The organism is Collimonas sp. GW821-FHT02H07, assembly GCF_059421505.1.
Map to the genome: position 1 here is coordinate 192,710 of NZ_JBWKVC010000013.1, position 10,591 is coordinate 203,300.

Consider the following 10,591-nt stretch of genomic DNA (forward strand, 5'->3'; position numbering starts at 1 on the left):
GCACGCGCATGGGCGGCGTCGACAAGGGCCTGGCGCTGCTGGACGGCCAGGCCATGGTGGCGCAGGTGATTGCGCGGCTGGCGCCGCAAGTCGGCAGCCTGCTCATCAACGCCAACCGCAACCAGGAGCGCTACGCGGCCTTCGGCTATCCGGTCTGGCCGGATGAACAGACCGATTTCGCCGGACCGCTGGCCGGCTTGCAGGCCGGCCTGCGCCACTGTCCTACCCCCTACCTGCTGACCGCACCCTGCGACTCGCCCTACTTGCCGCCCGATCTGCTGCAAAACCTGGCAAAAGCTCTGCAAGACGCCGATGCTGACGTGGCGGTAGCCGTTACCATCGATGCCGACACGCAAACACGGCAGCCGCAACCGGTTTTCATGCTGCTGAAAAGCAGTTTATTGACCGATCTCAATGACTACCTGCAAGGCGGAGGACGTAAGATAGAGGCATGGTACCGGCGCCTCAATTACTGCGAAGCGCTGTTCGACGACAACGATGCCTTCCGCAACATCAATACTGAAGAACAATTGCAGTCATCAAGAAGAACCCTTTGAATACCTTGAGCCACCCAGACCAGCCATCCTTGTCCGCCCTCACCAGCTGCCTGTCGGACTACGATCCGCAGGCCATGCCGGTGGCGCAGGCGCAGGCCATCATCCACGCCTTCATCACGCCGGTCGGCGCGATTGAAAAAGTGGCGCTGCGCAGCGCGCTGGACCGGGTGCTGGCGAACGACATCATCTCGCCCATCGACGTGCCCGCGCACGACAACTCGGCGATGGACGGCTACGCCTTCAACTCGGCCGACCTGCGCCAGGATAGCGATACCATCCTGAACGTGGCCGGCACCTCCCACGCCGGCCGCGCCCATGAAGGAACGGCGGCCCGCGGCGAAGCGATCCGCATCATGACCGGCGCCTTGATGCCGGCCGGCCTGGATACCGTGATTCCGCTGGAATTTGTACAGATTCCGGCTGGCGGCCCGGCCAGCGCGATCACCATCCCGGCAGGGACAGTCAAGCCGGGTGCCAACCGCCGCCTGGCCGGCGAAGACCTGAAAGCCGGCACGCCGGCGATCCGGCAGGGCCGCATCCTGCGTCCGGCCGACCTCGGCTTGCTGGCTTCGCTCGGCATCGCTGAAATCCCGGTGCGGCGGCGGTTGCGCGTTGCCTTCTTTTCCACCGGCGACGAGCTGCGTTCGGTCGGCGAAATACTCGAACCGGGCTGCGTCTACGATTCCAACCGCTACACCCTGTACGGCATGCTGCAACGCCTCGGCTGCGACATCATCGACATGGGCGTGGTGGGCGACGATCCGGTGGCGCTGGAAGCCGCCTTCCGCAGCGCTTGCGAGAACGCCGACGCCATCATCACCTCCGGCGGCGTCTCGGTCGGCGATGCCGACCATACCAAGCAGATAATGGCGCAGCTGGGCGACGTCGCCTTCTGGAAAATCGGCATGCGCCCGGGCCGGCCGCTGGCCTTCGGCCGCATCGCCTCCGGCGGCAAGCAGGCGTTGTTCTTCGGCCTGCCAGGCAATCCGGTGGCGGTGATGGTGTCGTTTTACTTTTTTGCGCGCGCAGCGCTGCTGCAGATGATGGGCGCGCAAGCCCCGGCGTTGCCGCTGATGCGCGTCACCGCCGCAGTCGCCATCCGCAAGCGTCCGGGACGCACGGAATACCAGCGCGGCATCCTCAGCATGAGCGACGGCAAGTGGTCGGTGCGGCCTACCGCTGCGCAAGGCTCAGGCATCCTGCGCTCCATGGCAGAGGCCAATTGCATGATCGTGCTAGCGCATGAACAAGCCGACGTCGCCAGCGGCGACCAGGTTGAAGTGATCCTGTTTGACGGTTTGATCTGAGCCCCGCCGCCGGCCAGGAACCCTAAGCCATGCTCAGACAATTCTGGCGCAAGCTGCAGCAACTGGGCCGGCCTTTCATGCTGGTGCTGGTCAGCGAAATGGCGACGCTGAGCGCTACTGTGCAGCATCGGCCTCGCCGTGATTCCGAAAATACGAGAGTTCCTGAGCGTCGATCACGACATCGCCAACGGCTGGTATCAACGGGAATATCCCGCAGCATTCAGGAACTGAGGTTTACACGCGGACCGGTCACAGCTTGTCCAGCGTGGCCGCATCCTGCACTCCGCCAAAATATTTTTGCAGGCAATCGCTGAACACCTGCTGCTGTGGAGCGGCCTTGGCAAACAAGGTCATGGATGACTGGAATTTCATGTAGTCCGGATAGCCGAAAATATCTTCTGCCGAGCGCTCGTCGACGGCAGCCACCAGCCGGCTGCATTCCAGCAGCCGAGGTCCCAGCAATGGGTGCGCAAGATAAGCACTGGCTTCGTCCAAAGAAGAGATGGCGAATTTGTGCGCCATGGAGCTATGCCCCAGTCCTTCGATCTGCGGAAAAATGAACCACATCCAGTGACTGCGCTTGCTGCCCTTGCGCAGTTCTTCGCATGCGATATCGAAGAGCGGCTGCTGGGCAGCCACGAAGCGTTGCAGATTATATTGATCGTCCATGGCTTTCCTCCGCAAAAACGGCATGCCCTGATACCCTGTCAGAATTGGAAAAACACCTGCGACGTAAATGACCGAAAGGAAAAGCGCATGATCTCTCACGTATTTGTCGGCGTCACTGACTTCCAGAGGGCGTTCCGCTTTTATTCCGCGCTCATGAAAGAGCTGGATCTGCAGCTGAAATTCTGCGATGCCGGCAAACCTTGGGCAGCCTGGATGGCGGCCGGCCATGCCCGCCCTCTCTTCATTATCGGCGCACCGTACAACGGCGCAAGCGCAGCTGCCGGCAATGGCCAGATGATCGCCCTGCTGGCGCCGACCCGCGCCGCCGTCGACGCCGCCTATGGCTTGGCCCTGCAACATGGCGGCAGCTGCGAAGGGCCGCCCGGCCTGCGCCTGGAATACCATCCGCATTACTACGGCGCGTATTTCCGCGATGCCGACGGCAACAAGATCTGCGTGTGCTGCCATGACGCCCCACCTGTCCAGGCAGCTTGAAGAAAAACCTGAGCGCCACGGCAAAACCGGACATCAATCTCTTGATGTCCGGCCGGCGAGCAACAGAACGCTATAAAAACAGGCTAGCGTCAGAAGGTATTACATTGGAACAGGCCAGGATGGCCGAAGCAGGTGGTCGTGACCGGGTAGCGTTCGACATTGTTCTTGGTGTCCAGCCGCAGTACGCAATTGCGCCATTCGTTGGAGTCGGCTTTATATCCCAGCCGCTGGCACGCCGGACCGTAGATTTGCATCATCTGGTCGACGTCTTTCTGCGCCTGCAGCGAACGTTCGGCATCCGTGGCGCAGCCTGCCAGCAGGGCGACCACGGCCAGAAAAATGAATTTGCGCATAATAAGCTCCTTGCAAGCAGCCCTGGCGGAAGGCTGCGATGAATGCCGGCGGCGAACGGATGCGCAGGAAATGCAGCATCCGCACAAGCCATGCCGTGATCATAGTATAGGTCAGGGCACAGGGGGTCTCTGTTTCAGGAAATGCATTGTTGCTACCAGATGTAACTGCCGCCGAATGGGATTCCATCCCAAAAATCCGTGCTGATATTTTGCCAATCGAAAAAATACAAATAATAATCATTCTCATTTATAATTAATCTGTGCACCCGGCTTTCCGCCACCCTGCTCACCTCACATCTATTTTCAGCCAGCCGCACTCCCAGCGACGCCAGCCACTAAACATGCTGCATCGTTCTGGAGTACGACGTTTTGCCCAATACCTATTCAAACCGCCTTGCGGCGCCGAGGCTGCGCAGGCTGCCTGCGGCCGTTCACTTTGCCATCCTCGCCATGTGCGCGGCGTCCGCGCCGGCATTTGCGGAGCCGCCGCCACTATTGGCCGGCAACCACGCGGCCGTTCACAAGTTCGATGAAATATCGGTGACGGCGACCCGCAGCGAAACCGCGGTGTCGCAGACGCCCAGCAGCATCTCGGTGATCAGCGCCGACACCATAGAGGAACAGCAGCCCAGGGATGTCAAGGACCTGCTGCGCTACGAACCGGGCGTGACCGTCCGTCACGGCCCATATCGTCCGACCTCCGCCGCCACTGCAGGCGGCCGCGGCGGCAACGAGGGCATTAATATCCGTGGCCTGGAAGGCAACCGCATCCTGCTGATGGAAGACGGCATCCGCCTGCCCAGTTCATTTTCATTTGGGCCGCTGGAAGCCGGCCGCGGCGACTATGTCGAGATGGACATGTACAAGCGGGTGGAAATCCTGCGCGGTCCGGCCTCGGCCATGTATGGCAGCGACGGCCTGACCGGCGCGGTCAATTTCATCACCAAGGATCCTGCCGACTTCCTGAAAATCTTCAACAAGCCGACTTACTTCTCGATCAAGCCGACCTACGATTCCACCGACGGCAGCACCTCGACCACTGCGGTCGCGGCTTTCGGCGGTGAACGTTTTGAAGGCTTGCTGATCGCCAACAAGCGCGACGGTCACGAAGTCGACACCAAAGGCACGCGCAATATCAACGGCCCGAACCGCGATGCCGCCAATCCTCAGAATATCCACGGCGATGCCCTGCTCGGCAAGCTGGTGTTCAAGGCCAGCGCGCAAGACACTTTCAGCGCGGCGATCAGCCACCAGGAACAGAAGACCGACTCGGACGTGCTGTCCGCCGTCACCAAAAGCACCCTGGCGCTACGCGCCAACGACAAGCTGGAGCGCAACCGCTACAGCCTGGCTTACGACTTCAAGGACAGCGCCAACCGCTTGTTCCAGAACGCGCACGCCCAGCTTTACTTCCAGGAGGCGAAGAACCACCAGTTTTCCTATGAAGACCGGTTCCCGGCGGTGGACCGCACGCGCGACAATACCTACCAGGAGCGCACCGTCGGCGGTTCAGCGCAAGCCGAAAGCAGCTTTGCCGCTGGCAGCCTGCAGCACAAGCTGGTGTATGGCTTCGACCTCAGCACGGCGCACATCAGCGGCCTGCGCGACGGCACCATTCCTGGCGTCGGCGAATCGCCCTTCCCTAACAAAGCATTCCCCAACACCGACTACACCTTGTTCGGCAGTTTCATCCAGGATGAAATCCGCCTGTCGCAGAATGGCGCGCTCAGCATCACGCCCGGCCTGCGCTTCGACGGCTACCGCCTGACGCCGGAGCAGAACGATCCGGCCTATACCGGCAATCCGACCAAGTCCAGTGGCAATGCAGTGTCGCCGCGGCTGGCGCTGATGGTCGAAATCAGCCCTGCCTTGCTGCCTTACATCCAGTACGCACGCGGCTTCCGCACGCCGACCCCGGACCAGGTCAACAACAGCTTCGGCAATCCGATCTACGGCTACGCCACCATCGGCAACCCGGACCTGAAACCGGAAACCAGCAATACCTTCGAACTGGGCTTGCGCGGCAAGCTGAGCGGCGGCGACAACGTCCTGCGCTACAGCGTGGCGGCATTCACGGGACGCTACAGCAACTTCATCTCGCAGGAAATCGTCGGCGGCAGCGGCCGCCCCTTCATCGATCCACTGATCTACCAGTATGTGAACCGTGCCAGGGCCCGCATCAGCGGCGCCGAAGCAAGAGTCGACTGGCAGCTCGCCAACGGCATCGGCGTCAAGGCCGGCATGGCCTACACCAAGGGCCACACCGAAGGCGGCACACCGCTCGACACCATCAACCCATTCATGGCGGTGCTCGGCCTGCGCTACGAGCCGAGCGAAGTCTGGTACGGTCAGGCCGATGTCATCTATCAAAGCGCCAAGCGCCGCAGCGACATGAGCAAGCAGACCGATTTCGCGCCGCCGGCGGCGTTCGTGATGGATCTGCGCGGCGGCTACAACATCAGCAAGAACGTGGCGCTGTACGCCGGCATCCACAACCTGTTCAACCGACGGTACTGGAACTGGTCGGACGTGCGCGGACTGGCTGACAGCTCCACCGTCAAGGATGCCTACACGGCTCCCGGCCGCAGTTTCAACGTCGGCTTGAAATTCCAGTACTAACCCATCCATTTCCCGGAGGAGAACCTGATGCTTACCACCACTCGCAATCCGCAGTCCCAGCAATCCGATATGCAGCAGCTGCGCGCGCAATTCCTTGCCGCCAAGCGCGAGCAAAAGCTGCGCAACCGCGACGCCGCTGCCGCCATCGGCGTTTCCGAAGGCGAAGCGCTGGCCGCCTGCGTCGGCGCCGAGGCGATCCGCCTGCTGCCGAATTTCATCGAGATTTTTGAAGAAGTGCCGCAGCTGGGCGCGGTCATGGCGCTGACCCGCAACGACAACGTAGTGCATGAAAAGGATGGCTTGTACGAAAAGATGAGCCACAACGGCCATGTCGGCCTGGCGCTGGGCGAAGCCATCGATCTGCGGATTTTCTACAAGCAGTGGCATTTCGGCTGCGCCGTCATCGAAGAAATCACCCGCGGGACCGAAACCAGCTTGCAGAAAAGCTTGCAGTTCTATGACCTGCACGGCGAAGCGGTGCATAAGGTATTTCTGCGCGAGCACAGCAACCACGCAGCTTTCGATGCGCTGGTGGCGCGCTGGCGCGATCCGCAGCAACTGCCCGGCATCACGGTTGAACCGGCGCCGCCGGCCGCCATCGACAAGAATGATGCCGAAATCGACGGCGACGGCTTCCGTACCGCCTGGCGCAACATGAGCGACACCCACCAGTTCTTCGGCCTGCTGCGCGATTTCGGCGTCAGCCGCACCCAGGCGCTGCGCCTGGCGCCGCCGCAATTCGTTCGTCAGGTGGGCAACGGCGCCGTTCGCCTGATCCTCGACCAGGCAGCGGCCAGCGGCTTGCCGATCATGGTGTTTGTCGGCAATCGCGGCATGATCCAGATTCATTCCGGCCCCGTCGCCAACATCAAGCTGATGGGGCCCTGGCTGAACGTGCTGGATCCCGGCTTCAACCTGCATCTGCGCGAAGACAAGATCGCTTCCAGCTGGGTCGTCAGCAAACCCACCAGCGACGGCGAAGTCACTTCGCTGGAACTGTTCGACGCCGACGGCGGCACCATCGCCATGCTGTTCGGCGTGCGCAAGCCGGGCCAGCCGGAACTGCCGGCATGGCGCGCGGCCGCCATGAGCCTGCCGCTGCTGCCAACCGAAGCCGAGGCACAAGCGTGAAACATCCTGTCGACAACCAGCGGCGCATGCTGCTGGGAACGGCTGCGGCCGGCATGCTGCTGACCATGCTGCCGGCCAGCGCCGCCAACCCCAGACCGCTCCGGGTAGCAGTGGCCGGCGGCGCCATCACGGAAGTAGTGTATGCGCTGGATGCCGGCGCCATGCTGATTGGCAGCGACACCACCAGCACCTATCCGGCCGCCGCGCTGGCGCTGCCCAAGATGGGCTACCAGCGCGCGCTGTCGGCGGAAGGCGTGCTGTCCTTGCGCCCCGACCTGCTGCTGGCTTCGGCCGAAGCCGGTCCGCCGACGGCATTGCAGCAGATCGCCGCTGCCGGCGTGCGCGTCATCACCTTATCCGAACAGCACGATGTGCAATCGGTGCGCGACAAGATCCGCGGCAGCGCCAAGGCGCTGGATCTGGCGTCGCGCGGCGACAGTCTGCTTAAAACCTTCGACAGCGACTGGCAGACGGCCATGGCAAACATTCAAACCCGGCAACAGCAACAGGCGGGAAAACCGCCATTGCGGGTGCTGTTCATCCTCAGCAACAGCGGCACCCAGGCCATGGTCGCCGGTCGCGAGACCGCCGCCGACGCCATGATCCGCTATGCCGGCGCCGTCAACGCCTTGGGCGGCAAGGAAGGCTTCAAAGGCTATAAGCCGCTGACCGCCGAAAGCGCCATCGCCGCCGCGCCCGATGTCCTGATGACTACCAGCGAAGGCCTGGCTTCCATGGGCGGTCTCGCACAGTTGCTGAAGATGCCCGGCCTCGCCTTGACTCCCGCTGCCCGCAACAAGCGTGTAATCGCCGATATGGACGCCTTGCTGCTGCTCGGCTTCGGCCCGCGGCTGCCGGCGGCCCTGCGCCGCCTTGCTGCTCAGCTGACTGCCTGATTCGCTATGTCGTCTTCTTACTCTGCCGCCGCACGCCCATTAACATCCACCGTTGCGATTTCGCCGCTGGCACTCGCGCACCAATCGCGTCAGCGCATGGTCCTGGCTGTCCTGGCATTAGTGCTGCTGGTGGTCATGACGGTGTGCGCGGGACTGGGCGCCTATCGCATCGATCCATGGCAGGTGCCGCGGCTGTTGTGGTCCGACGCCGCACTCTCGGCAGCGGACGCGCAGGCGCGCGCGGTGCTGCTGGATATCCGCATGCCGCGCGTGCTGCTGGCGGTGCTGGTCGGTTGCGGCTTCGGCGCCGCCGGCAGCGCGCTGCAAGCCTTGTTCCGCAATCCGCTCGCCGATCCCGGCCTGATCGGCGTCTCCAGCGGCGCCGCCCTGGGCGCCGCCATCATCATCGTGCTCGGCGGCGTGCTGTGGCCAAGCGCATTAAGCGTGGTTGGCATCTACGCGCCCATGCTGGCGGCCTTTGCCGGCGCCCTGGCGGTGGCGCTGCTGGTCTACCGGATCGGCGCCGCCAAGGGCCGCCTGGCGCTGCCCATCCTGCTGCTGGCCGGGATCGCCTTCAATGCCATCTCGATGGCCGGCATCGGCGTGCTCAGCTTTATCGCCGGCGATGCCCAGCTGCGCACTCTGACCTTCTGGAATCTCGGCAGCCTGGCTAGCGCACACTGGTCCTTGCTGGCGGTAGCTGCGCCCGTGGTGCTGCTGTGCGTGGCAGCCATGGCGCGCCACTCAGCGGCCTTGAATGCCATGCTGCTGGGCGAAGCCGAAGCCCAGCACCTGGGCGTGCCGGTGCAGCGCATCAAGCGTCAGGTGCTGATCGTCAGTTCGCTGTGCGTCGGCGGCCTGGTGGCTTGCACCGGCGCCATCGGCTTCATCGGCCTGGTGGCGCCGCATTGCATCCGCCTCGCCTGCGGCCCGGACCAGCGCGTGGTGCTGCCCGGCGCCATGCTGTTCGGCGCGCTACTGACCCTGCTGGCCGACCTGGCGGCGCGCACCATGGCGGCGCCGGCGGAACTGCCATTGGGGATTCTCACGGCACTGCTGGGCGGACCATTCTTCATCGTGTTGCTGTGGCGCCGCCGCACGCAGCTCGGCTTGTAGCGTCATCCTAAAATTTTCTGGAAAACCATCATGCTAGCGGCAACCAACCTTTCTCTACAGCGCGGCGGCAAAACCATCCTGCGCAACCTGAACCTGAGCATCCAGCCAGGTCAGATCGTAGCTTTGCTGGGCCGTAACGGCGCCGGCAAAAGCAGCCTGCTGAAAGCCATGTCGGGAGAATTCCACGGCGGGCTGCAAGGCGGCGATGCCCGCTTGAGCGGACAGATATCGATCAACCATATCGCCCTCGATCGGTTCACGTCCCAGCAGCTCGCGCAAATCCGTGCGGTGCTGCCGCAAAGCGTACAGTTCTCCTTCCCCTTCACAGCGATGGAAATCGCCTTGCTGGGCCGCTATCCGCATGGCGGCGGTGTGAATGATCGTCTGATTGCGATGGAAGCCCTGGCGCTGGCCGGCGCCGCCGCCCTGGCGGACCGCGACGTCACCACGCTTTCCGGCGGCGAACTGGCGCGGGTGCAGTTCGCGCGCGTACTGGCGCAGCTGCGGCCGGCGGCCAGCGAGCAGGAAACCCCGGCGGCGCGCTATCTGCTGCTGGACGAACCGACCGCCGCGCTCGATCTGGCGCACCAGCATCATCTGCTGCGCACCTTGCGGCAACTGGCCAGGGAATGGCATATCGGCGTGCTGGCGATCATGCATGACCCCAACCTGGCGGCGCGCTATGCCGACCAGCTAGCCTGGCTGGCGGACGGCGCCTTGCTGGTGCAGGACACCCCAGCGCTGAGCATGACGCCGGATATCGTCAGGACTTGCCTCGGGATTGAAGTGGAAGTGGTGCGGCAGGCCGGCAAGCCGCCGTTTGCGATGCCGGCTTGACGACTTAGGCGGACTGCCGACGATACCGCCAGAAAATCGCAAGCTGGTATTTCGTCGTGCTTAAGACATGTAGCTAAGTAGACCACGGAGTGCATACCCAGTCTTTTAAAAAAACCATGTAATGCACCCTGCCTTTCTCCGAATCCGTCATGTGGGGTCAGAGTCGAGTTTCGCGAAAAAGCGCCGCGAAAGTCGACTCTCGTATATTGAGCCTACCGCATCGCCATCAGATAATCAGGATGTAGAAGCGGTCGGGCGGAGTGATGCCGATTAGACTGAGTGTTGTTAAGCACGTGGGTCAGATAGGCGCCTCTGCCTGTTTCATTTTATAAGTCCGAACGGTATCTTGGGCCATCGCCTAGTGCGTAAGCCCGCATACGAGAAAGGTCAAAAATGGAAACGGTGCGCGCAATTGTTGGTATCGATGTGAGCAAGAAGAAGCTCGATATTGCCTTGCTGGTCAACGGCAAGATCAAGGCCAAGGTGGTGGATAATTCTACCGATGGATACGAATTACTCCTGATGTGGTTAAGTAAGTCGAAAGTGGAGAAGGATGCACTGCATGTCTGTATGGAGGCGACCGGGATTTACTATGAACCGGTGGCATTGGC

10 protein-coding genes and 1 pseudogene are annotated in these 10,591 nt (G+C 62.5%); 9 read left to right on the forward strand and 2 right to left on the reverse strand.

Annotation, left to right across the window (positions count from 1 at the left end):
• Positions 1–8 precede the first annotated feature (8 nt).
• Together mobA and moeA are read left to right on the forward strand one after the other, a co-directional pair.
• Positions 9–557 (forward strand): molybdenum cofactor guanylyltransferase MobA, encoded by a 549-nt coding sequence (gene mobA / locus AC07V8_RS19930; RefSeq protein ID WP_494679453.1) that lies wholly within the window; start codon positions 9–11, stop codon positions 555–557.
• Positions 558–631: 74 nt separating this feature from the next.
• The gene (gene moeA, locus AC07V8_RS19935) at positions 632–1,864 is read left to right on the forward strand and encodes a molybdopterin molybdotransferase MoeA (protein WP_494679454.1); all 1,233 of its coding nucleotides are present in this window, start codon (positions 632–634) and stop codon (positions 1,862–1,864) included.
• 249 nt (positions 1,865–2,113) lie between these two features.
• Here moeA and AC07V8_RS19940 read toward each other — a convergent pair whose 3' ends face one another.
• Positions 2,114–2,533, reverse strand: coding sequence for a DUF1810 domain-containing protein (locus AC07V8_RS19940; protein ID WP_494679441.1), 420 nt, complete (start codon positions 2,531–2,533; stop codon positions 2,114–2,116).
• Positions 2,534–2,620: 87 nt separating this feature from the next.
• On the opposite strand from AC07V8_RS19940, the gene AC07V8_RS19945 reads away from it, so the two are divergent.
• Complete coding sequence (locus AC07V8_RS19945; RefSeq protein WP_494679442.1) at positions 2,621–3,028, forward strand: VOC family protein; 408 nt, start codon at positions 2,621–2,623, stop codon at positions 3,026–3,028.
• Between the two features lie 89 nt (positions 3,029–3,117).
• On the opposite strand, the gene AC07V8_RS19950 is transcribed toward AC07V8_RS19945, so the two are convergent.
• On the reverse strand, positions 3,118–3,381 hold the full coding sequence (locus tag AC07V8_RS19950) for a hypothetical protein (protein WP_494679443.1): 264 nt from the start codon (positions 3,379–3,381) through the stop codon (positions 3,118–3,120).
• A 450-nt stretch (positions 3,382–3,831) separates the two neighbouring features.
• Between AC07V8_RS19950 and AC07V8_RS19955 the strand changes: the two genes are divergently transcribed.
• From AC07V8_RS19955 to AC07V8_RS19980, 6 genes and pseudogenes are all read left to right on the forward strand, one after another.
• Positions 3,832–6,000: a TonB-dependent hemoglobin/transferrin/lactoferrin family receptor gene (locus AC07V8_RS19955; protein WP_494679444.1), complete on the forward strand. Its 2,169-nt coding sequence runs from the start codon at positions 3,832–3,834 to the stop codon at positions 5,998–6,000.
• 27 nt (positions 6,001–6,027) lie between these two features.
• The gene (locus AC07V8_RS19960; RefSeq protein ID WP_494679445.1) at positions 6,028–7,131 is read left to right on the forward strand and encodes a hemin-degrading factor; all 1,104 of its coding nucleotides are present in this window, start codon (positions 6,028–6,030) and stop codon (positions 7,129–7,131) included.
• A 26-nt stretch (positions 7,132–7,157) separates the two neighbouring features.
• A complete protein-coding gene (locus AC07V8_RS19965; RefSeq protein ID WP_494679455.1) occupies positions 7,158–8,027 on the forward strand; it encodes a heme/hemin ABC transporter substrate-binding protein in 870 nt (289 codons plus the stop codon).
• Between the two features lie 6 nt (positions 8,028–8,033).
• The gene (locus AC07V8_RS19970; protein WP_494679446.1) at positions 8,034–9,143 is read left to right on the forward strand and encodes a FecCD family ABC transporter permease; all 1,110 of its coding nucleotides are present in this window, start codon (positions 8,034–8,036) and stop codon (positions 9,141–9,143) included.
• Between the two features lie 30 nt (positions 9,144–9,173).
• Complete coding sequence (locus AC07V8_RS19975) at positions 9,174–9,980, forward strand: ATP-binding cassette domain-containing protein (RefSeq protein ID WP_494679447.1); 807 nt, start codon at positions 9,174–9,176, stop codon at positions 9,978–9,980.
• Positions 9,981–10,373: 393 nt separating this feature from the next.
• A pseudogene (locus tag AC07V8_RS19980) lies at positions 10,374–10,591 on the forward strand (IS110 family RNA-guided transposase); the annotation flags it as partial.

Bases quoted from the DNA above. Each gene is read 5' to 3' on its own strand.
- mobA (WP_494679453.1), top strand. From the start codon at position 9: ATGGGCGGCGTCGACAAGGGCCTGGCGCTGCTGGACGGCCAGGCCATG.
- moeA (WP_494679454.1), top strand. From the start codon at position 632: ATGCCGGTGGCGCAGGCGCAGGCCATCATCCACGCCTTCATCACGCCG.
- AC07V8_RS19940 (WP_494679441.1), bottom strand. From the start codon at position 2,533: ATGGACGATCAATATAATCTGCAACGCTTCGTGGCTGCCCAGCAGCCG.
- AC07V8_RS19945 (WP_494679442.1), top strand. From the start codon at position 2,621: ATGATCTCTCACGTATTTGTCGGCGTCACTGACTTCCAGAGGGCGTTC.
- AC07V8_RS19950 (WP_494679443.1), bottom strand. From the start codon at position 3,381: ATGCGCAAATTCATTTTTCTGGCCGTGGTCGCCCTGCTGGCAGGCTGC.
- AC07V8_RS19955 (WP_494679444.1), top strand. From the start codon at position 3,832: ATGTGCGCGGCGTCCGCGCCGGCATTTGCGGAGCCGCCGCCACTATTG.
- AC07V8_RS19960 (WP_494679445.1), top strand. From the start codon at position 6,028: ATGCTTACCACCACTCGCAATCCGCAGTCCCAGCAATCCGATATGCAG.
- AC07V8_RS19965 (WP_494679455.1), top strand. From the start codon at position 7,158: ATGCTGCTGGGAACGGCTGCGGCCGGCATGCTGCTGACCATGCTGCCG.
- AC07V8_RS19970 (WP_494679446.1), top strand. From the start codon at position 8,034: ATGTCGTCTTCTTACTCTGCCGCCGCACGCCCATTAACATCCACCGTT.
- AC07V8_RS19975 (WP_494679447.1), top strand. From the start codon at position 9,174: ATGCTAGCGGCAACCAACCTTTCTCTACAGCGCGGCGGCAAAACCATC.